Origin of the sequence: Flavobacterium aquicola, assembly GCF_003385115.1 — a bacterium.
Taxonomy (GTDB): Bacteria; Bacteroidota; Bacteroidia; order Flavobacteriales; family Flavobacteriaceae; genus Flavobacterium; species Flavobacterium aquicola.
This window is the reverse complement of sequence record NZ_QUNI01000005.1, coordinates 61,639-81,741: the sequence shown is the minus strand read 5'-3', so window position 1 is coordinate 81,741 and position 20,103 is coordinate 61,639. Positions and strand designations below refer to the sequence as shown.

At 32.2% G+C, this 20,103-nt stretch carries 20 protein-coding genes and 1 tRNA gene; 12 read left to right on the top strand and 9 right to left on the bottom strand.

The window, feature by feature from the left end; translation table 11 throughout:
* Window position 1 precedes the first annotated feature (1 nt).
* From C8P67_RS09995 to C8P67_RS09980, 4 genes are all read right to left on the bottom strand, one after another.
* On the bottom strand, window positions 2–346 hold the full coding sequence (locus C8P67_RS09995; RefSeq protein ID WP_115812917.1) for a HepT-like ribonuclease domain-containing protein: 345 nt from the start codon (window positions 344–346) through the stop codon (window positions 2–4).
* On the bottom strand, window positions 339–623 hold the full coding sequence (locus C8P67_RS09990; protein WP_115812915.1) for a nucleotidyltransferase family protein: 285 nt from the start codon (window positions 621–623) through the stop codon (window positions 339–341). Before C8P67_RS09990 ends, C8P67_RS09995 begins: the two co-directional genes overlap by 8 nt.
* A gap of 21 nt (window positions 624–644) precedes the next feature.
* Window positions 645–1,073, bottom strand: coding sequence for a ribose 5-phosphate isomerase B (rpiB, locus tag C8P67_RS09985; RefSeq protein ID WP_115812913.1), 429 nt, complete (start codon window positions 1,071–1,073; stop codon window positions 645–647).
* 900 nt (window positions 1,074–1,973) lie between these two features.
* Entirely contained in the window at window positions 1,974–2,207 is a 234-nt protein-coding gene (locus C8P67_RS09980) for a putative signal transducing protein (protein ID WP_115812911.1), read from the bottom strand.
* Window positions 2,208–2,313: 106 nt separating this feature from the next.
* Here C8P67_RS09980 and rnr point away from each other — a divergent pair, with 106 nt between their 5' ends.
* From rnr to C8P67_RS09965, 3 genes are all read left to right on the top strand, one after another.
* Window positions 2,314–4,494, top strand: a complete 2,181-nt coding sequence (gene rnr / locus C8P67_RS09975; protein ID WP_115812909.1) for a ribonuclease R — start codon at window positions 2,314–2,316, stop codon at window positions 4,492–4,494.
* A gap of 100 nt (window positions 4,495–4,594) precedes the next feature.
* Window positions 4,595–5,260 (top strand): head GIN domain-containing protein, encoded by a 666-nt coding sequence (locus C8P67_RS09970; RefSeq protein ID WP_115812907.1) that lies wholly within the window; start codon window positions 4,595–4,597, stop codon window positions 5,258–5,260.
* A gap of 34 nt (window positions 5,261–5,294) precedes the next feature.
* Complete coding sequence (locus tag C8P67_RS09965; protein WP_115812905.1) at window positions 5,295–5,975, top strand: LysE family translocator; 681 nt, start codon at window positions 5,295–5,297, stop codon at window positions 5,973–5,975.
* A 164-nt stretch (window positions 5,976–6,139) separates the two neighbouring features.
* Here the strand turns inward: C8P67_RS09965 and C8P67_RS22115 are convergent.
* The 4 genes from C8P67_RS22115 to C8P67_RS09950 form a co-directional block, all read right to left on the bottom strand.
* Window positions 6,140–6,210 (bottom strand) — tRNA-Cys (locus C8P67_RS22115).
* Between the two features lie 82 nt (window positions 6,211–6,292).
* Window positions 6,293–6,664 carry a dihydroneopterin aldolase gene (gene folB / locus C8P67_RS09960; protein WP_115812903.1) on the bottom strand — a complete coding sequence of 124 codons (372 nt, stop codon included), beginning with the start codon at window positions 6,662–6,664 and terminating at the stop codon, window positions 6,293–6,295.
* 2 nt (window positions 6,665–6,666) lie between these two features.
* Window positions 6,667–6,963, bottom strand: a complete 297-nt coding sequence (locus C8P67_RS09955) for a type II toxin-antitoxin system RelE/ParE family toxin (protein WP_115812901.1) — start codon at window positions 6,961–6,963, stop codon at window positions 6,667–6,669.
* On the bottom strand, window positions 6,963–7,181 hold the full coding sequence (locus tag C8P67_RS09950) for a hypothetical protein (RefSeq protein ID WP_115812899.1): 219 nt from the start codon (window positions 7,179–7,181) through the stop codon (window positions 6,963–6,965). The genes C8P67_RS09955 and C8P67_RS09950 overlap by 1 nt, the downstream gene beginning before the upstream one ends.
* Window positions 7,182–7,287: 106 nt before the next feature.
* On the opposite strand from C8P67_RS09950, the gene C8P67_RS09945 reads away from it, so the two are divergent.
* The 4 genes from C8P67_RS09945 to C8P67_RS09930 all read left to right on the top strand — a co-directional run bounded on the left by C8P67_RS09945 (window position 7,288) and on the right by C8P67_RS09930 (window position 10,889).
* Window positions 7,288–9,408 carry a glutamine--tRNA ligase/YqeY domain fusion protein gene (locus C8P67_RS09945; protein ID WP_115812897.1) on the top strand — a complete coding sequence of 707 codons (2,121 nt, stop codon included), beginning with the start codon at window positions 7,288–7,290 and terminating at the stop codon, window positions 9,406–9,408.
* Between the two features lie 536 nt (window positions 9,409–9,944).
* Window positions 9,945–10,274, top strand: a complete 330-nt coding sequence (locus C8P67_RS09940) for a YtxH domain-containing protein (protein ID WP_115812895.1) — start codon at window positions 9,945–9,947, stop codon at window positions 10,272–10,274.
* Between the two features lie 13 nt (window positions 10,275–10,287).
* A complete protein-coding gene (locus tag C8P67_RS09935; RefSeq protein ID WP_115812893.1) occupies window positions 10,288–10,638 on the top strand; it encodes a competence protein in 351 nt (116 codons plus the stop codon).
* Between the two features lie 5 nt (window positions 10,639–10,643).
* Entirely contained in the window at window positions 10,644–10,889 is a 246-nt protein-coding gene (locus tag C8P67_RS09930; RefSeq protein ID WP_115812891.1) for a DUF6327 family protein, read from the top strand.
* 34 nt (window positions 10,890–10,923) lie between these two features.
* Here the strand turns inward: C8P67_RS09930 and gltX are convergent, their stop codons facing one another.
* Window positions 10,924–12,435: a glutamate--tRNA ligase gene (gene gltX, locus C8P67_RS09925; RefSeq protein WP_115812889.1), complete on the bottom strand. Its 1,512-nt coding sequence runs from the start codon at window positions 12,433–12,435 to the stop codon at window positions 10,924–10,926.
* A 160-nt stretch (window positions 12,436–12,595) separates the two neighbouring features.
* On the opposite strand from gltX, the gene C8P67_RS09920 reads away from it, so the two are divergent.
* From C8P67_RS09920 to C8P67_RS09900, 5 genes are all read left to right on the top strand, one after another.
* Window positions 12,596–15,919 carry a hypothetical protein gene (locus C8P67_RS09920; protein WP_115812888.1) on the top strand — a complete coding sequence of 1,108 codons (3,324 nt, stop codon included), beginning with the start codon at window positions 12,596–12,598 and terminating at the stop codon, window positions 15,917–15,919.
* Window positions 15,916–16,335, top strand: coding sequence for an rRNA maturation RNase YbeY (gene ybeY / locus C8P67_RS09915; RefSeq protein WP_115812886.1), 420 nt, complete (start codon window positions 15,916–15,918; stop codon window positions 16,333–16,335). Before C8P67_RS09920 ends, ybeY begins: the two co-directional genes overlap by 4 nt.
* Window positions 16,336–16,548: 213 nt before the next feature.
* Window positions 16,549–18,420, top strand: a complete 1,872-nt coding sequence (gene mnmG, locus C8P67_RS09910) for a tRNA uridine-5-carboxymethylaminomethyl(34) synthesis enzyme MnmG (RefSeq protein ID WP_115812884.1) — start codon at window positions 16,549–16,551, stop codon at window positions 18,418–18,420.
* 244 nt (window positions 18,421–18,664) lie between these two features.
* Window positions 18,665–19,132: a GNAT family N-acetyltransferase gene (locus C8P67_RS09905; RefSeq protein ID WP_115812882.1), complete on the top strand. Its 468-nt coding sequence runs from the start codon at window positions 18,665–18,667 to the stop codon at window positions 19,130–19,132.
* A gap of 88 nt (window positions 19,133–19,220) precedes the next feature.
* Complete coding sequence (locus tag C8P67_RS09900; protein WP_115812880.1) at window positions 19,221–20,069, top strand: class I SAM-dependent methyltransferase; 849 nt, start codon at window positions 19,221–19,223, stop codon at window positions 20,067–20,069.
* The last annotated feature ends 34 nt before the right edge of the window (window positions 20,070–20,103 follow it).

Below are 20,103 nucleotides of genomic sequence, written 5' to 3'. Positions count from 1 at the left end.
TTTATTTAATGTCGTTGATAATTGAAAGTATTTGAAATTTCAATTTGGGTAGATGATTATGGGCGGTTTCCCAAACCGCATTCTGATCTACTTTAAAATATTCGTGAATCAAAAAATTTCGCATTCCTTTTGCTTGAACCCACGGAACATCTGGATATTTTTCCTTTAGTTCTTCTTCAACATTTACTATTGCTTCTCCAATAATCTCAATATTTCTAAAGATCGCATCTTGTTTTATCCAATCTTCCAAATAACTTTCATAAGACAAATCTTTGATAATTATTTCTATCTTCTCTATGCAATCAATCACGTGCAAAAGCCGGAAAATATTTTTATCCTTATCCATAAATAATTTTTAAATCATTAAAAATTCTTTCTTTCAATAATGGATGAACTGCATTTTCTGAAACTAAATCTATTTTTTTATGCAATACGTTCTGTAATGCGTTTTGAATATCAACAAGTCCAAAAAGAGAAATTGGAGTATTAAAATTGTATAAAATATCAATATCACTTGTTTCTTTTTCTTCATTTCTAGCCACAGAACCAAACAATCCAATACGTTTTGGATTGTATGGTTTTAAGATTTCTATAATAATTTGTATTTCTTTTTGTGACAGCATATTGCGAAGTTACAAAATATTTTAACAGCTTATTTTATCAACTCTGGTTTGATGTCTTCCTCCTTCAAATTTAGTTTCTAAGAAAGTCTCAACAATCTCTACCGCCTGCTGAATAGAAGTATAACGGGCAGGAATACTAACAATATTGGCATTATTATGTAAGCGGGTCAAATAGGCAATTTCTTTGGTCCAGCACAAACCTGCACGAACTCCGGCATGTTTATTAACAGTCATTGCAATTCCGTTTCCGCTTCCGCAGATTACGATACCAAAATCTGCTTTTCCTTCTTCTACATCACTTGCAACTGGATGCCCAAAATCTGGATAATCCACAGAAGCTTCTGTATCTGTTCCATAATTAGTAACCTGATGTCCTTTTGATTCTAAATACTGAACAATTGCTTTTTTGTAATCCGGTCCGGCGTGGTCATTTCCTATTGAAATTTTCATTTTTTTTGTATTAGTTTTTGAAATGCAAATTTAGCCAATCTATTTAAGATAGCATACAAAAATCCTTTTCACTTTATATTACTGATAGATTAAGAAATACGAAAAAAGACAAATTTTATAATCATCTATAATCCGCTGATTATAAGAAATTTTTAAGGTTATTAACATGTATCATTATTTACAACTGACTGTAAACCAGTAAAGAGAATGTAATTAAAATGTTAATATTTTGTAATGTTAATACCAAAACGTAACTGCTTGATATTCAGTTAACCTTAAATTAACACAAAATGTTTATAACTTTGAAAAGAATTTTAGAAGTTTTTTTAGTTTGTTTGAAAAAATTATGTAATCCAAAACCTATTTTTAAAAACCTAATAAAGTTTGAGGAATTTTTGGAAAAGTTATCAATACTAAACTTTAGTTTTTGAACAAGAAAATAAAAAACACTTATTTACAATTTATCTCAATTTTGAAATGTTAACAGTTGTTAACTATTTTAAAAAATATCTTAAAAGACAGGATTTTACATATAAATAACACTGTTGATAACTCAAGATAAAAACCTAAAACTTGATTTCAATACATTTTTTTAGAAATTTATAGCAACAATTAACAAGCTATAATAACCATAAATATTTTTTAAAATTTTAAAATTTCTTTTTGTTGTATTTAATATATGTTGACAACTTTGAAATTTGAAAACAAAGAAAAAATTTTAAAATATTCTGTTTCTTCAAAAGTTGTTTCTTTTTACTGTTTTTGTTCTTGTTTTGCAGGATCTGCGTGAGGGATGGAAGTGGAGCTCTCCCGATTTTTCATCGGGAAGCGGGAACGTATAGCCCGACCCGACCTTTTCGGGAGGGTCACGCCCAAAAAAATATTGAATTGCGAAGTTTTCTAAACGATGGAAAGTTTTGGATTCAAATTATCTAGAATTTCCTGAACCTGTTCAAAATCGTTTGGATGTACTTTTAGCTGGATGCCTCCGTAGGCAAAGCTTGCCAATGGATCTACGGAGACAAGGTGTTCGTTTTCGAAAAAATAATGAATTTCCTCCTGTTCCAAAATATGTTTAAGTACCACAATTTCATGCGGATAATTAAAAATAGCGATTGTTTTGAAGCCGTTCATTTAGAATTTTTTATAAATGTAATGAAGTTATTATTAGTTTAAAACTCTTTTGGAATACGGAATAGTGAATACAATTTCGTAATTTTAGGCATTTAAGAAAAGATACATGGGTAAAAGATTAAGAAAACCGATTAAGAAAGACAAAGATTTCTCGGATAAAATTATAAAAATATTATCGAATAGTGCCAATAAAGCCTTTAACTACAAGCAGATTGCGTCAAAATTAGAATTAGACGACACTCAAAGCCGTAATCAGATTATAAAAGATCTAAAGATTTTGGCCGGTTCCAAAAAAATTATAGAAACAGAACCTGGTAAATATTTGATAAAAGCCAGCAGTAAAGAATATTACGAAGGAACAATTGATATGACGGGCCGTAAAAGTGCCTATTTTATTTGTCCTGAATTTGAAGAAGATGTTTTTATTCCAACCAACAATCTGAATCACGCCTTGGATAAAGATACCGTAAAAGTGTATGTTTATAACAAAAGAAGCGGAAGAAGAGCTGAAGGTGAAGTGGTTGAAATAGTTGAAAGATACAAAACCGACTTTGTCGGGGTGATTGATATTCAGAAGAATTTCTCTTTTGTTTCGACTGCCAATCCAAAAATGTATACGGATATTTTTATTCCAAAAGATAAAATAGGGGAGGCCGAACAAGGAGATGTGGTTTTGGTTCATATCGAAGATTGGCCTGCGAGAGCTGATAGTCCTTTTGGAAAAGTGATAAAAGTTCTTGGAAAGCCTGGAGAACACGATACCGAAATTCATGCAATTCTTGCCGAATATGGTTTGCCTGCAGAGTTTCCGATTGAGGTTGAGACTTATGCACAAAAAATAGATACTTCGATTGAAGAAAGTGAAATAGCCAAGCGCCGTGATATGCGTGATACGCTGACTTTTACAATTGATCCGAAAGATGCTAAAGATTTTGATGATGCATTGTCTTTCAAAAAGTTAGAGAATGGCAATTACGAAATTGGGATTCATATTGCCGATGTTTCACATTATTTGGAAGAAGGAACTATCTTGGATGATGAAGCTTTTCAAAGAGCAACATCAGTTTATTTGGTGGATAGGGTAGTGCCAATGTTACCTGAAGTACTTTCTAATTTTGCTTGTTCTTTGCGTCCTCAGGAAGAGAAATATACATTCTCGGCTATTTTTGAAATCACAGAAAAATGTCAGGTTGTAAATCAATGGTTTGGAAGAACTGTCATCTTTTCTGATCAGCGCTTTGCTTATGAAGAAGCTCAGTACATTATTGAAACCAAAGATAATACCATTCCAGTTGAAACTTCTATAACGGGAAGTTCTTATGTAGTTTCGGATGAAATAGTTCAGGCTACATTGAAAATGGATCAATTAGCGAAAATATTCCGAAGAAACAGAATGAATGAAGGGGCAATTTCTTTTGATAAAGTCGAAGTAAAATTCAACTTAGATCAGGAAGGAGAACCAGAAGGCGTTTATTTTAAAGTTTCTAAAGATGCCAATCATCTGATTGAAGAATTCATGTTATTAGCCAATAGAAAAGTGGCGGAATACATTGGAAAACAAAAGAAAACGTTTATTTACAGAATTCACGATGAACCTAATGAAGATAAATTAATAGCGATGCAAAACGTTATTGCTAAGTTTGGTTATAAAATAGATTTCAGAAATAAAGGCGATATTTCAAAATCATTGAATGCCTTGATGGAAGAAGTGAATGGTAAAAAAGAGCAGAATTTAATTGATACTTTGGCTATTCGATCAATGAGCAAAGCCAAATATTCTACTGACAATATTGGACATTACGGATTAGCATTTGATTATTATTCGCATTTTACATCACCAATTCGCCGTTATCCTGATGTTATGGTGCATCGTTTATTGCAGTTTTATTTGGATGGAGGAAAATCTGTCGATGAAGAAGAATATGAAACCAAATGTTTACATTCATCAACAATGGAAGGTTTAGCTACCAATGCCGAAAGAGATTCTATAAAATATATGCAGGTAAAATACATGCAAAATCATCAGGATCAGGAGTTTTTAGGTGTTATTTCCGGAGTTACCGAATGGGGAATTTATGTAGAAATCATCGAAAATAAATGCGAAGGGATGGTGAGAACCCGCGATATCAAAGAGGATTATTACACTTTTGATGAAAAACAATATGCTTTGGTAGGAGCTAATTCCAACAGATTATTGCAATTGGGTGATGAGATTTATGTAAAAGTTAAAAACGCCGATTTGGTCAAAAAACAGCTGGATTTCAATTTTATAAAAAGAAACGAATAAGTTTTTTTTAAAGATATTTGCTAAGATTTTAATCTAAATCTTAGCAACTTAGTAACTCAGCATCTTAGAATCTTTATTATTAACAATTAATTTATAGAACATGAAAAGGATAATTTTGATAGGTTTTGTGTTTTTAGCACAATTCACTTTTGCACAAACTACGATAGAGCTAAAGGATTTTGATGAAGTAAAAGTGTTTGATAAACTGAATGTTACTTTAATTGCTTCTACTGAAAATAAAGCAGTTATTACTGGAACAAGCCAAAGTAAAGTTGAAGTTGTTAATAAAAACGGGCTTTTGAAAATAAGAATGCCATTGACAAAAATAATGTCTGGTGACGAAGTTAAAGTGACTTTATATTTCAAAAAAATTCAGAGTATTGATGCCAATGAAGGAAGCAGTGTAACTTGTGCTGATATTTTCAAGCAGACTTCTATTACTTTGGGAACACAAGAAGGAGCAAAGATTACTGCAGTGCTTGAGGTCGAAAAAGCTACTATTAAAGCGTATTCTGGCGGAATTATAAAAATTATAGGGAAAGCAGTCACTCAGTCGGTTTTGATTAATTCTGGAGGGATTTTAGAAGCTGGAGATTTAGAAACTTCTCAAACAACAGTTAGTTTGTCAGCAGGAGGAAGCGCCGATGTAAGAGCCAGTTCTCTTGTGGACGCAAAAGTAAAAGCCGGCGGTACTATTTTTATTTATGGCAAGCCAAAAGAAATAAAACAGGAAACTTTTATGGGAGGAACAATAGTTCAGAAATAGTAAATTTGTAATCAATTTTTAAAGTCATTTTTTAATGATAAACGATATTTTGACAGGTATTCCGTGGGGAGTATTATTAAGTTTTATGATTGGCCCCGTTTTTTTTATTCTGATTGAAACCAGTATAATTAAAGGATTCAGAGCCGCTTTAGTTTTTGATTTAGGTGTAGTTTTAGGAGATGTTTTTTTTATAACAATTGCTTATTTAGGAAGTTACAGACTGATTCAGAGTTTAAATGATAATTCTTCTTTGTTTATTTTTGGAGGTTTTATCATGATGGCTTATGGCTTTATTTCTTTTATTGGAACAAAAAAAGAGAAAAAAGTAAATACCAAAACTATCGATAATGAGATTATAAAAAAGAATTATTTAGGTCTTTTTTTCAAAGGTTTTTTCTTAAATATCATCAATATTGGTGTACTGGGTTTTTGGCTTGCCGTAATAATTTCGGTAGGACCGAAATTAGAAATGGAAACTTCAAGAGTATTAACATTTTTCATTTCGGTTATACTGACTTATCTTGGTATAGACTGTATTAAAATAGTTTTAGCCAAGCAGTTAAAACACAAAATGACGCCGACTAATATCTACAAAATCAAAAGAGGAATTAGTATTGTTTTAATGATTTTCGGTTTCGCATTAATCATTCAAGGCTGTTTCCCAGAAGAAAAACAAATGGTTAAAAAAGCATTTGAAAAGATAGAGAAGGAGTAGAAAAATATAATTATTTAAAAAAGGAACTGTTTAGGTTCCTTTTTTTTTTAACCATTAAGATATTAAGAAAATTAAGATAGCTACTTAATGAAACTTAATATCTTAATGGTTTAAAATTTTAAATTAGGCATAAAAAAACCTCTAAATTGCTTTAGAGGTTGTTGAGGCATCGTCCGGATTCGAACCGGAGTAGGAGCTTTTGCAGAGCCCAGCCTAGCCGCTCGGCCACGACGCCATTGTTTGAACGGATGGCAAAAGTAATTCAAATTTTTAAATTTCTAAAGTTTAATCTTAACTTTTTTAAGTTTTTATTTTTTTTAGTACAATTTAAAATTGCGTTCTTCTTCCATTTCAATTGTAACAGCTTCAACGTCACCGCCTATAGGAGGATTTATTTTTGAAACAGCTACTTTAATTCTTGAAACTGTTTCTAGCTCCGCTAAGGCTCTATCAATGATTCTTTTGGCTACATGCTCCAATAAATTCGATCTGATGGCCATTTCTTCTACCACAATCTTGTTTAAATGTACATAATCTACAGTATCTTTTAAGTTATCTGATTCGGAGGATTGTTTCAAATTGGTGCTTATTTCTAAGTCAACACAGTAATCTGAACCTATTTTTCCTTCTTCTATTAAACAGCCGTGGTATGAGAAAGTGCGTATATTTTTTAATTTTATTATGCCCATTTTTAAAATTTTAATTTTGTAGTGTTTGGATCTTGATAATCTGAAGTTATTGCGTGAATAGTAACTACTTTTTCATTTTCATCTACTGTAAAATGAATAGTGTATGGGAATTTCTTCAATGGAAGAGTGCGGACAATATTATATTTTTCTTCAAAAAAAGGAAAGGTTCTTAGGGTTTCTCCATAATCATCGAATTCATTATTAAACTTTATTCCTAAACCTTTAGAAACCAATTCATAATATTCAATAATTTCATCTAATTCTAAATCGGCACGTATAAGAATAATTATTTTATACATTATTTATTCCATTTTGCATCACGTCTTTTCTTCGATTCTTCCCAGCTAATATAATCCTCTGGCTTAGCATTTTTCATTCGTTCCAAAACCATTTCCTGTTGCCAGAGCGGAACTTCATCCTTTACATTTTCATCAATGGAAACATCAGGAATATGTTTGAAAAAACTAACAAAAGTTTCATAAAAATCGTCTGGAATTGTTACTGTTAATTGTCTCATAACTTTCAGTGTTTATGCAAAAATACTAATAAATTTAATTCAAAGTCTATATTGTTATTGCCCATTATCTGTCCTCAATTTTTTATCTTTGCTAAAATTTTTAAAAATGGCATCAGAAGAGAAATCACTTCATTTTATTGAACAAATTATAGAAGACAGTTTAACAAACGGTTTTCCCCAAGATAAATTACGCTTTCGTTTTCCACCAGAACCTAATGGTTATCTGCACATTGGCCATGCCAAATCTATATGTTTAAATTTTGGTTTAGGATTAAAATACAATGCGCCTGTTAACTTACGTTTTGATGATACTAATCCAGCCAAAGAAGAGCAGGAGTATGTGGATTCAATCAAAGAAGATGTGAAATGGTTAGGATTCAACTGGTCTGAAGAGGTATATTCCTCTGATTATTTTCAGCAGTTATATGAATGGGCTGTTGCAATGATTAAAAAAGGTAAAGCCTATGTTGACAGCCAGTCTTCTGAAGATATGGCAATTCAGAAAGGAACACCGACTCAACCAGGAGTTGACGGTCCGTACAGAAACCGTTCTGTTGAAGAAAATCTTGCTCTTTTTGAAGGAATGAAAAATGGAGATTTTCCAGAAGGCAGTCACGTTTTAAGAGCTAAAATTGATATGGCTTCTACAAATATGTTAATGCGCGATCCATTGATGTACAGAATATTACATCGTCATCATCACCGTACAGGAAATGATTGGAATATTTACCCAATGTATGATTATGCGCATGGTGAAAGCGATTATGTGGAGCAAATTTCACATTCAATCTGTACTTTGGAATTTGTAATGCACCGTGAATTATATGATTGGTTTTTGGATCAGATTTATGATGAAAACAGAGTTCGTCCGCATCAATATGAGTTTGCTCGTTTGAATTTGAATTATACTGTAATGAGCAAGCGTAAGCTTCTGCAATTGGTACAGGAAAACATTGTGAGCGGATGGGATGATCCTAGAATGCCTACTATCTCCGGATTAAGAAGACGCGGTTATACTGCGAGTGCTATCCGTAAATTTTGTGATGTTATAGGTGTTGCCAAGCGTGAAAATATCATTGATGTATCACTTTTAGATTTTTGTTTACGTGAGGATTTAAACAAAACAGCTCCAAGAGTTATGGCTGTTTTAGATCCTGTAAAAGTGGTTATTACCAATTATCCGGAAGGAAAAGAAGAGTTGCTTGATGCAGAAAATAATCAGGAAGATGAATCTGCTGGTTATAGAAAAGTGCCTTTTTCCCGTGAATTATATATCGAAAGAGAGGACTTCCTAGAAGTAGCACCAGCTAAATTTTTCCGTTTAAGTATAGGAAATGAAGTGCGTCTTAAGAATGGTTATATCATTAAAGGTGAAAGTGTTACGAAAGATGTTAATGGTGTAATTACCGAAATTCAAGTTACTTATGACACGGATTCTTTGAGTGGAAGTGGGAGTGAGGCTAGTAAGCGAAAAGTTGCTGGAACATTGCATTGGGTTTCTATTTCTCATGCTGTTGAGGCTGAAGTTCGTTTGTATGATCGTTTGTTTATTGACGAAGCACCAGACAGCCACAAAGAGAAAAGTTTCCTGGATTTTATGAATACTTCTTCTTTGGAAATTGTCAAAGGATATGTTGAACCTAGTTTAGCTTCAGCTAAAATTGGTGATCATTTTCAATTTCAGCGTTTGGGTTATTTTGTTGTTGATAAAGATGCAACTGATTCAAAATTAGTATTTAACAAGACAGTTGGGCTTAAAGATGCTTGGGAAGAGAAAGGTAAAAAGGATGAAAACAGCATTAATAATTCGCTGAAAGAAATCAATAAATATTTTAAAGTTGCTACAAGAGAAGAACGTATTGCAATCAGAAAAGCAATAGGGGAGACGCTATCAGGAATTTCTAATTACAGTTTATTGCAAAACTCTTTCAGAAAGAATATTAACAATAATAAAAGTTCTTTATTGTTTGCCAATTTTATTCTGAAGTATGCCAATTTGAAACCTTCGGATTATGACAATGAGGATTTATCTAAATTGTATTTAATGTCTCTGCGAAGTGAATCTACTTTTGTTCGTTCGAGAGCAATTTTAAATTTATCTAATTTAGATTATGAATCAGATTTTGTAAATTCTTTTAAAGAGGAAGTTTTGAAACTACAATCCAATCCTTCAAAAAGTACAACAGACCGTGAAATAGAATTTATTGAAAAATTTCTGTTGAAATAAAAAATATAAATTTTATCTATTAAGAGCGCTTTTTATAAAGCGCTTTTTTATTATATAATATTTTGATTATTTTTTGAATTTTAATAATTTTTATTTATTAAAAGTGACTTTCATAAATTGATTTTAATAGATTTTAAAATTTTGTTTATACCAATTTATGTTTTTTTATTTTTTGTTTATTAAAAGCTCTTATTTTAATTTTAGCTAAAAATTGTAGTTTTCTGTTTTTTTGGTCCTTTTTTATAATTAAAACAAGTTATATTGTTTAAAATTTTAATAGATTATATTTATTATTTATTAAATCTATTTTAAAAATTATTTTAATTTATTTTATTTATTAAAATTGACATTCATATATTTGTTCTAAAACATTTTTTTATAGTTTCTATATCAATACTTCGTTTATAATTTTTAATTGAAATACGGGCTTTATTTTAGTTTTTGACCCATTATTTTGCAGTTTAACGGCTTGTTAACACATGTTTGTTCATAAAGTTGTAAATTTAGTAAATAGTAACTTTTAAAATTTTATAATTATGTCAAATAATACAGGAAGTACAATAGTAGCTGTTTTAGCAGGTGTAGCAATTGGAGCAGGAATAGGAATTTTGTTTGCGCCGGAAAAAGGTTCTAAAACCAGAGAAAAAATTAAGGATGGTTTTGATGAAGCCAAACATAATTTAACTGATAAATTAAATGAAGTAACTGAGAAAATAAAAAATAACGGAATTTTAAGTAAAGACGATATTGATCATAATTATGAAAAATTAGTTTCCAACTTAAGTCATAAGTCGGAAGACGTAATAACTTTTTTAGAAAATAAATTGGCAGAACTTAAAATAAAAAATGCTAAATTTCAGAAGTAATAAAATTTAATTTATGGCATTCGATAAAATAAAAGAAAATTCAGAAGATATTCAAAATCAAGCCCAGGCTTATTTTGAAAAATCTGTTTCATATTATAAATTATGGGGTTTCAAGGTTGCAATGAAATCAACAACCATGATTTTGAAATTTGTTTTGATTTTATTGTGCTTTAGTATGGTCTTATTATTTGGATCTATTGCAGTTGCTTTTGCTTTAAGTAATTATTTTGGCAGTTACACGCTTGGTTTTCTTTCTGTTGGTGGCATGTATTTGATCTCTACGTTACTTTTATTTTTGGTTAAAGACAAAGTAATAGAAGGACCAATCTTAGAGAAATTTTCAGAAATCTTTTTTAATGATTAATATTTATGGAAAACAAAAAATATTCTTCCTACGCTTCTATTGATCGTGATTTAGAAATTCTGAAATTAGAAAAACAGATCAGCTATCAAAAATTAATATTAAGTGTTCAAAAAACAAAAGATTCTGTAACTCCTGAAAATATAATTGCTGGGTTTTTAGCTCCTTACAAAGAGCGTTTTCCAAATCCTTTCAGATCTATTTTTCAGACGATAGTTCCTTATCTGATAAGTTATTTTATTAATAGAAAATAAAAAAAGCTCCCAAATTAATGGGAGCTTTTTAGTTTTATATCGTTGCAATTGCTTTCTGTAATCGTGAAACAGTTTCCTGTTTTCCTATGACTTCGACAATGTCAAATAGGTGAGGACCCTTTAGCGCTCCGACTAAACTTAATCGGAAAGGTTGCATTACTTTACCCATTCCAATTTCGTTTTTGGTCATCCAGTCTTTAACGATTGTTTCAATATTTAAAGAAGTAAAATCACTTATTTCTTCAATTACCGAAATCAATTCCTGCATTAAAGCTGGAGTTTCAGCTTTCCAATTCTTGCTTGCTTTTTCATCATAAGCTGTTGGCGCTATAAAAAAGAAGTCACTCATTTCCCAAAAATCAGAAACAAAATCAGCTCTGTCTTTTATCAACGAAACAATTTTGGTCATTTCGTTCAATGAATAATGTCTGTTTAAATGTTTCAATTCAATGATTTTTGAATATTCTTCCGCCAAAACTGAATCTTCTTTTTGCATTAAATATTGATGGTTGAACCATTTGTTTTTCTCTGGATCAAATTTAGCTCCGGCTTTATGAACTCTTTTTAAATCGAAAGCTTGTGTAAGTTCTTCCAATGAAAAAAGTTCTTTATCGGTTCCGTCATTCCATCCTAACAGTGATAAAAAGTTGACAACAGTTTCAGGAAAAAATCCTTTTTCTCTGTAGCCAGATGAAACGCCTTCTGCAGTTTTCCATTCCAAAGGAAATACAGGAAATCCCATTTTATCACCGTCTCTTTTGGATAATTTTCCATTTCCAATTGGTTTTAAAATCAAAGGCAAATGTGCAAATTCTGGTGCTTCCCATCCAAATGCTCTGTAAAGCATCACGTGCAAAGGCATAGAAGGTAACCATTCTTCACCACGAATTACGTGTGAGGTTTCCATTAAATGATCATCAACAATATTGGCCAAATGATACGTTGGCATTCCGTCACTTTTGAAAAGAACTTTATCGTCCAACAGACCGGTTTCAAATTTTACTTCACCGCGAATGATATCTTGCAAATGCAAAGTTTCATTTTGAGGAGTCTTAAAACGGATAACATAATCTTCGTTATTTGCGATTCTTTTGGCAGTTTCTTCTTTGGAAATAACCAATGAAGTATCTAGTTTTTCACGATTATGATGATTGTAAATAAATGTTTTTCCTTCTGCTTCGTGCTGTTTTCTGTGAGCATCCAATGCTTCTGCAGTATCAAAAGCGTAATAAGCATTTCCTGATTCAATCAATTGATCAGCATATTGTTTGTAAAGAGGCTTCCTTTCGCTTTGTCTGTAAGGTCCAAATTTTTCATTCTTTCCAACAGTTTCTTCCGGAGCAATTCCTAACCATTCCAAAGCTTCCAATATATATTCTTCGGCACCTGGAACAAATCTATTCTGGTCGGTATCTTCTATTCGAAGATAGAAAGTTCCTCCATTTTTTTTTGCAAATAAATAGTTGAATAAAGCGGTACGAACTCCGCCTATGTGTAATGGCCCTGTTGGGCTAGGTGCAAAACGCACGCGTACTGGTCTTGACATTCTTGTAAATTTTTTGCAAATATACGACTCTGAATTAGAAAATTAGAAAATGAATTCAATGAGATAATTTCAAGTTTAACCCTAATTGACCAATTTTCTAATTGATATTTATCTAATTAAAATTAGTACTTTTATTGGTTATTAAATTAATACCGATATTTTGGAAAAGTCTTATTCGATACATCAAAAACTTGAAGATTTTATAAAGAAGTATTATGCCAATGAATTAATCCGTGGCGTCCTTTTTTTCATAGGTCTCGGACTGATTTATTTTCTGTTTACGCTATTTATAGAATATTTTCTTTGGTTGCAACCAAAAGGAAGAACGCTGTTATTTTGGTTTTTCATAGCAGTTGAAACCTTTCTGCTGTTGCGTTTTATACTTTTTCCAATATTCAAATTATTCAAATTTCAGAAAGGAATTGATTATACTCAGGCTTCAGTAATCATTGGAAATCATTTCTCGGAAGTGAATGATACTTTGATAAACTATCTGCAACTTTCAAAGTCGGATACTAGTGTTTATAACTCCGAATTATTGTTGGCTTCCATCGAACAAAAGGCTAATTCTTTGCGTCCGGTTCCTTTTGGTAAAGCGATTGATTTTGGTACTAATAAAAAATATTTGCCGTTAGCGATATTGCCGGTTTTGTTTTTGCTGTTCTTTTTTCTTTCAGGAAATAGCCGAATTATTTCTCAAAGTTTGGATAGGGTAGTGCATTTTAATTCTGCATTTACGCCACCGGCTCCGTTTAAGTTTACGATTTTGAATCCTAATTTGGTTTCAGAACAGGGCAAAGATTTTATTCTTTCTGTAAAATCCGAAGGAAAAATAGTTCCGGAAAATGTTATGATTATCATTGGTGATGAAAGTTATTTTCTAGAGTCCGTTCGTCAAGGAGAATTTCAGTTTAAAATAACGAAACCAATGGACAATGTTTCCTTTCATTTGGAAGCAAATAAAGTTATTTCTCCCGATTATGAATTGAAAGTGATTGCTGTTCCAACGATTTCCAACTTTGAAATGAAGTTTGTATATCCATCATATTTGAATATGAAAAGCACAATTGTCAAAGGAACCGGTAACGGAATTATACCTGAAGGAACTCAGGTTTCTTGGATAATGAATACAAATGGAACGCAGGATGTAACGTGGAAAAATGATTCTCAGGCTTTTCCATTCACAAAGTCTGAAAACACCTTTAATTTGACTAAAAATATAGTTCAAAATACAGAATATCAAATAATTACATCAAATAATGAAGTAAAAAACTTCGAAAAGTTGTCTTATCTGCTGAATGTTGTCAAAGATAAGTTTCCAACCATCAATATTACAAAAGCTCCAGATAGTTTGGGTGTCGAAAGTTCCTATTTTGTGGGTCAATTGGCTGATGATTATGGTGTATCACGACTACAGATTGTGTACTATGAATCTGGAAAACCTGTGACTGGAAAACGTGGAACCATAGCTGTAAAGCATGATACTTTCGATCAGTTTGTGTTTAATTTTCCAAGTAATCTTGATGTAGAAAAGGGCAAGAACTATGATTTTTATTTTGAGGTTTTTGATAACGATGCTATTCATCATTTCAAAAGTACCCGTTCCGTTATCTTTTCAAACCGAATTTTATCTGATGAAGAAAAGCAAAACAACACGCTTCAGGAACAAAACAGCACTATAAACAGTTTGCAAAAAACATTATCAAAGCAGGATAAACAGTTTTCTCAAATGGAAAAACTGCAACAAACTTCAAAGGAGAAAGAAGGTTTGGACTTTAATGATCGTCAGAAGATAAATGATTTTATAAAGCAACAGCAACAACAGAATGATTTGATGAAGCAGTTTGCCAACAAGATGAAAAACAATTTGGATAAATCCAATCCAAAACAGCAGGATGAAACCAAAGATTTATTGCAAAAACGTTTAGAGAATACTGATAAGGAATTGGATAAAAACAAAAAGTTATTGGATGAATTGAATGACTTAAACAATAAAATCAAGGACGAAGATTTTGTTCAGAAGTTGGAAAAATTCAAAGAGAATAGTAAAAGCCAAAACAAGAATCTGGCACAATTGGTTGAATTAACTAAACGTTATTATGTAGAAAAAAAGGCTGAACAGTTAGCTGATAAATTAGACAAGTTATCTCAAAAAGAGGATAAATTATCTGAGAATGAAAAGGAGAATTCAGCGCAAGAACAAAAGAAACTTACTGAAGAATTCGAAAAGATTCAGGAGGAGTTGAAGCAATTGGATAAGGATAATGAAGATTTAAAATCACCTATGGACATCCCTTCAGATTTGGATAAGGAAAAAAGTATCAAGGATGATTTGAATAAAGCGGGTAGTGATTTACAAAACAACAATAAATCCAAAGCAAAACAAAGTCAAAAAAGTGCTTCTAAGAAGATGAAGGAAATGTCCAAAGCTATTGATAAGGCAATGGAAGAATCCAGCAAAGATCAGATAGAAGAGGATGTGAAAATGTTACGTCAGATACTGGATAATCTCTTGGCTTATTCGTTCTCACAGGAAGATGTGATGAATCAGTTTAAAGCAACCAAGTTAGGTTCGCCTTCTTTTGGCAAATACATTCGTAACCAGCAGAACTTAAAAACACAGTTCAAACACATCGATGACAGCTTGTTTGCTATGTCTTTGCGTCAGCCCAAAATAGCCGAACAAGTTACAAAAGAGGTTGCCAATGTTCAATACAACATCGATAAATCATTAGAAAGTTTATCGGATTCTCAACTGCAAAGAGGTTTTTCTCAACAGCAATATGCGATTTCCTCAGCTAATAAACTGGCTGATTTATTGAGTGATTCTCTAAATAGTATGCAGATGCAGATGTCCGGAAATAGTAGCGGAGGTAAACCAAAACCAGGTCAAGGTTCAGGAATGCAGTTGCCAGATATTATCAAAAAGCAAGGAGAACTTAGCGAGAAGATGAAGCAGGGAATGAAACCTGGTAATAAACCAGGTGAGGGAACTAAGCCAGGTGAGGGTAAAAACAAGGGTTCTCAATCTGGTAAAGGGCAAGGCGAGAATGGTGATTCTGATGGAGACGGTGAAGGAGATGCAAAAGCAACTATGGATATTTATAAAGAACAAAAGCAATTACGTGAAGCGTTGCAGGAAGAACTGAATAAAAAGGGAATTGGTAATAGCGGTCAGAATGCTTTGGAACAAATGAAACAATTGGAAAAGCAGTTGCTCAATAAGGGTTTCAATAATGAATCTTTGCAAAGAACAAACAGTATTAAACAAGAACTTTTAAAATTAGATACGGCAATTCGTTTACAAGGTGAAGATCCTAAACGCCAGTCTGAAACTAATACAAAGAATTATAGTAATCAGGCGAGTCCTTTACCAAAGGCGCTTTCAGATTATTTAAATAGCATAGAGATATTAAATAGACAATCGCTACCTTTGCGCTCGAATTTTAATCAAAAAGTTCAAATATATTTTAATAACAAATGATCAATTTTAATTACGAATCGGAATTCACGTTAGAGAATGAAGAGGCAATAGCCACTTGGTTAAGTTCCGTAATAGTTTCAGAAAATAAAACTGAGGGTGAAATCAATTACATCTTTTGTGATGATGAATACCTTCACAAGATTAACCTTGAGTATCTTAATCACGACACGCTTACAGATATTATCAGTTTCGATTATACAATGGGTAACGAAATTAGTGGTGATATTTTTGTTTCTGTAGAAAGAGTTTCAGATAACTCAAAGGATTATAATACAAGTTTTGAAGATGAATTGAAACGTGTATTGGTTCATGGTGTTTTACATTACTGTGGATATAAAGATAAATCGGAAGGAGACGAAGCTTTAATGCGAAGTAAAGAAGATGAAAAAATTGCTATGTTTCACGTGGAACAGTAGATTCAAACCTATCAAAATTATATAAAAAGTATTACGTTACACGCGGAACGTTAAGTTTTTTTTGAAAAATTTTAGATTAAAATTTAAGTTTTGTTTTTGTGTTCCACGTGGAACGTATTTAGAATTTTATATGTAAAGTAGTTAAAGTGTTTCACGTGGAACGTAGATTTGAAAATTCATAATTCCTTTTGAAAAGGATTAATATAAAAGAAAATGTTTTTAGAAGAGTATGATGTAATTGTGGTGGGTGCGGGTCACGCAGGTTCTGAGGCCGCGGCAGCGGCAGCAAATTTGGGATCTAAAACTTTATTGGTTACAATGAGTTTGCAGAACATTGCACAAATGTCCTGTAATCCTGCAATGGGCGGAATTGCAAAAGGCCAAATTGTTCGTGAGATCGATGCGCTTGGTGGTTACTCCGGAATTGTTTCAGATCGAACAGCGATTCAGTTCAAGATGCTGAATAAATCAAAAGGTCCTGCAATGTGGTCTCCGAGAGTTCAAAGTGATCGAATGCGTTTTGCCGAAGAATGGAGAATGATGTTGGAAGGAACTCCGAATTTGGATTTTTATCAAGAAATGGTAAAAGGTTTGATAATTGAAAACGGAAAGATAAAAGGAATCAGAACTTCGTTGGGAGTGGAGATTCGATCAAAATCTGTGGTTTTGACAAACGGGACTTTTTTGAATGGTTTGATCCATATTGGAGAAAAGCAATTTGGCGGAGGTCGTGCTGGAGAAAGCGCAGCTTTCGGGATTACTGAAGATTTGGTTCAAGCAGGATTTGAAGCGGGAAGAATGAAAACAGGAACACCTCCGCGAGTTGATGGACGTTCTTTGGATTATTCTAAAATGAATGAAGAAAAAGGGGATGCAAAGCCAGACAAGTTTTCTTATTCAGATTTGACGAAGCCTTTGGAATTTCAAAAATCTTGTCACATGACATATACCTCGAATGAGGTGCATAATATTTTGAGAGAAGGATTTGATCGTTCTCCGATGTTTAACGGAAGAATAAAAAGTATTGGTCCAAGATACTGTCCTTCGATTGAAGATAAAATAAATCGTTTCGCTGATAAAGAGCGCCATCAGCTTTTTGTAGAGCCAGAAGGATGGAATACTTGTGAGGTTTATGTAAATGGTTTTTCTACTTCGTTGCCGGAAGATATTCAATTTAAAGCGTTGCGTACAGTTGCCGGTTTTGAAAATGTAAAATTCTTTCGTCCTGGCTATGCAATCGAATATGATTATTTCCCGCCGACGCAATTAAAACATACTTTGGAAACGAAGTTAGTTGAAGGTTTATATTTCGCTGGACAGATTAATGGAACAACTGGTTATGAAGAAGCGGCTTCTCAAGGTTTGATGGCTGGAATTAATGCGCATTTGAAAGTGCATGACAAAGCGCCGTTGATTTTAAAAAGAGACGAAGCCTATATTGGAGTTTTGATTGATGACTTGATTACGAAAGGAACTGAAGAGCCTTATCGTATGTTTACGTCTAGAGCGGAATATAGAACATTACTTCGTCAGGATAATGCCGATTTTAGATTAACGCCTTTGTCGTATGAAATTGGTTTGGCTTCAGAAGCGCGTTTACGACGAATGGAACGTAAATTGAATGAATCTGAAAAAATGGTTTCTTTTTTCAAAGAGACAAGTATTTCGGTTGCAGAAACAAATCCGATTCTTGAAGAGAAAGAATCTGCTTTAATTTCGCAGGGAGATAAAATGTTTAAAATATTCTCTAGACCACAAATTGATTTGGAAGATATTTTAAAATTTGAAAAAGTAAAGGAATATGTTGCTTCGAATGATCTTGATCAGGAAATTTTAGAGCAAGCCGAAATTCAAGTTAAATATTCCGGTTATATCGAAAAAGAAAGAAATAATGCTGATAAGCTGACAAGATTAGAAGATGTGAAAATCCCTGAAGATTTTGATTATAATAAAATCAAATCGATGTCGATCGAGGCAAAGCAAAAATTGAATAAAATTAAACCTGTGACTATTTCTCAAGCTTCAAGAATCAGCGGTGTTTCGCCAAGTGATATTTCTGTGCTTTTGATTTATATGGGGAGATAGGGATTTTAGATTGCAGATTTCAGAATTGAGATTTCAGAATGAGATTTCAGAATGAGATTTCAGAATTGAGATTTTTTTAAATTTCTGATATCTGGTTCTTAAGTTTAAATCATTTGTAACAATTTAGTTTTAAATCTAAAATCAACATTCATTAATCATATATCTAAAATCTTTATGTTCCACGTGAAACTACTGCTGTATTGCCTATATTTGTTGAGTTAATAGGTTTTTAATGATTTAAAAAATGAATATTGTTCAAACAAGTATTTTAACTTTGGAACAGAAGCAAAGGTTATTTAAACTTTGGAATTCTGAATATCCTGAGAGAATCTGTTATAATGATTTAAAAGAATTTGAAAAGTATTTAGCAGATCTTTCGAACTTAAAACATTATTTGCTGATTGACGATTTAAAACAATTGATGGGCTGGGCTTTTACCTTTTTACGAGAAGATCAAAATTGGTTCGGAATTATAATTGATACCAAATTACAAGGAAAAGGTTTTGGAATACTTTTGCTTGAAGAATTGAAAAAGGATAATTTAGTTTTGAACGGTTGGGTGACTGATCATCAGAATTATTTCAAAAGAAATAAAAAACAATATTTATCTCCATTAGCGTTTTATACTAAGTGCGGATTTATTGTGAACGAGAATATACGGCTGGAAAATGAAAAAATTTCTGCTGTAAAAATAAGATGGGAGAGAACATAATAAATTAATATTTTTCAAACCCAATAAAATTAAAAGAATTTCTTTTCAGCTTTTCGATAGTGCTGAAATTATTTATTTAAAAACAATAATGGATATTACAAACAAAAAACATTTTCTTACTGTAAAAGATTATTCCGTTTCTCAGGAAACTTTCGATTTGTATCATGACGAAACTTTGGATATGCTGGTTACGCATCCGCAGCCAAGTTTAGATATTTTAGGCAGCTATTACGAAAGTGCCGATTATATTTCGCACACTGATTCAAAAAGATCATTATTTGAAAAAGCGTATCATTTCGTAAAAAATATTGCTCTAAAAAATAAACTAGATTTAATTAATTCGTATCAGCCTTCAAAAGGGTCTATTTTGGATATTGGAGCGGGTACTGGAGAATTTTTGGCTGTTGCTGGAAAAGACGGCTGGAAAACTATGGGAACCGAACCAAGTGATAAAGCAAAAGCAATTGCAAAAAGTAAAGGAGTATCTTTTGTTGAAAATACATCCGAACTGGAAAGTCACTCTTTTGATATTATTTCGATGTGGCATGTTTTGGAACACGTTCCAAATCTTGAAGAACAAATTAAAGAATTGAAGCGATTATTAAAGCCTACAGGTACTTTGATTGTCGCAGTTCCTAATTTCAAATCTTTTGATGCAAAGCATTACGGAAATTTCTGGGCGGCATATGATGTGCCGATTCACTTTTGGCATTTTTCGAAAAAGGCAATCGAATTACTTTTTGCTAAAGAAAATATGAAACTTGAAAAAGTATTGCCAATGAAATTTGATTCGTTTTACGTAAGCTTGCTTTCTGAAAAATACAAAAACGGAAAAATGAATTATTTGAAAGCTTTTTTTATTGGACTAAAGTCAAATTGGAAAGCAAAGAAAAATATGGAATTTTCTTCCCATATTTACATTATACACAATAAGTAAAAATAGCTAAACCGTGGTCTGGCGGGAGTTTATA